Annotated in this window: 3 protein-coding genes and 1 pseudogene; all 4 read right to left on the bottom strand. The window is 67.8% G+C overall.

Annotation, left to right across the window (positions count from 1 at the left end):
- Positions 1-229: DivIVA domain-containing protein (locus EIO58_RS17865; RefSeq protein WP_127820549.1), on the bottom strand; the 229-nt coding region annotated here is incomplete at its 3' end.
- A 136-nt stretch (positions 230-365) separates the two neighbouring features.
- Entirely contained in the window at positions 366-665 is a 300-nt protein-coding gene (locus EIO58_RS17860) for a YggT family protein (protein ID WP_127820548.1), read from the bottom strand.
- Positions 666-674: 9 nt separating this feature from the next.
- The gene (locus EIO58_RS17855; protein ID WP_127820550.1) at positions 675-1,136 is read right to left on the bottom strand and encodes a cell division protein SepF; all 462 of its coding nucleotides are present in this window, start codon (positions 1,134-1,136) and stop codon (positions 675-677) included.
- Positions 1,137-1,168: 32 nt separating this feature from the next.
- Positions 1,169-1,421: pseudogene (locus tag EIO58_RS17850) on the bottom strand (alanine racemase); the annotation flags it as partial.

The following is a 1,421-nucleotide window of genomic DNA, read 5'->3' as shown; positions in this document are numbered from 1 at the left end:
CGGCGGTGGGCGCCTCGGTGACCGGCGCGGCCTCGACCGCACGAGCGGGAGCGGCCCCCGACTCGTACGCCGCCAGCTTGGCCTTCAGCTCCTCGTTCTCGGCGATGGTCTTGCGCCATTCGACGACGATCTCGTCGAGGAAGTCGTCGACCTCGTCGGGGTCGAAGCCCTCCTTGAACCGGACGTGCTGGAACTGCTTGGTGACGACGTCATCGGGGGTCAATGCCATGGTGATTCCTCTTTCGAGCGCGCTGGTCGCTGGCCGATGTCGATGCCGGTCGCTGGGCGTCCGGTCGTATCAGGCAAGCATAGCCGCGGGTTCCGGGAGTGTCGAAGGTCGGCGACGCGGTTCGGGGTGATCCGGGTCAGGCCGCGATCGCGCGCGTGACGCTGAGCAGGATGAAGCACAGCAGCATCGTCAGCGCGAAGCCGAAGTCGATCGCGATGGCGCCGACGCGCAGGGGCGGGATGAACCGGCGGAACAGCTTGATCGGCGGGTCGGTGACGGTGTAGATGACCTCGGCGGCGACCAGCCCTGCGCCCCGCGGACGCCATTCGCGGTTGAAGAACGGGATCCAGTCGAGGATCAGTCGCGCCAGCAGTACGAAGACGTAAAGCAGAAGCGCGAGGTTGAGAATCGATGCGATGAGTTGGACGACGGCCACGTAGCCAGATTACGGCTGCGAGAACGGAACCGACTCCGGATCCGCCTGAGCGACCGCTCCGTCACCCGAGACGGCGACGTTCTCGGGCGAGAGCAGGAACACCTTGCTCGTGACGCGCTCGATGCGACCGTACAGGCCGAGCGACAGGCCGCTCGCGAAGTCGATGAGCCGGCGGGCGTCGGCATCGCTCATCTGCGACAGGTTGATGATCACCGGAACGCCTTCGCGGAAGTTCTCGGCGATGACCTGCGCGTCGCGATACTGCTTCGGGTGGACCGTGAGGATCTCGTTGATCGCGGACGGCGTCGGCTGCCGGACGACCGCGGGACGGTGGATCGGCGTCACCGGTGCGGCCTTCTCGATCGACTTCTCGGAGGTGCGGGCACGCGGCTGCGGCGCGGGCTCGTCGTAGACCTCTTCCTCGTCGGCGAGGCCCAGGTACACCATGGTCTTCTTGAGCGGGTTCGACATCGCATCCTCCGTAGTGCTCATCTGTTCCGAGGTTAACCGCGTTCGGGCCGGGGACCCGTGATTGCCGACCCGATCCGAAGGTGTGTCGCGCCGGCCGCGATCGCCTCGGCGAAGTCGGCGGTCATGCCTGCCGAGATCCAGTCCGCGTCGGGCACGACGGCGCGCACCGTGCCCGCGCAGTCCCGCAGCCGCGCGAATGCCGCCGCGGGCGGCTCGTCGAGCGGCGCAACGGCCATGACTCCGCGGACGCGCAGGGTGGACAGTCCTGCGGCGTGCTCGGCGAGC

It is taken from the genome of Microbacterium sp. CPCC 204701, from assembly GCF_004010105.1.
In the GTDB taxonomy this organism is placed as follows: domain Bacteria; phylum Actinomycetota; class Actinomycetes; order Actinomycetales; family Microbacteriaceae; genus Microbacterium.
This window is presented reverse-complemented; position numbering and strand designations above follow the sequence as displayed.

What these genes read in the sequence shown, in the direction of transcription:
- EIO58_RS17855 (WP_127820550.1), bottom strand. Translation starts at nt 1,136, where the DNA reads ATGTCGAACCCGCTCAAGAAGACCATGGTGTACCTGGGCCTCGCCGAC.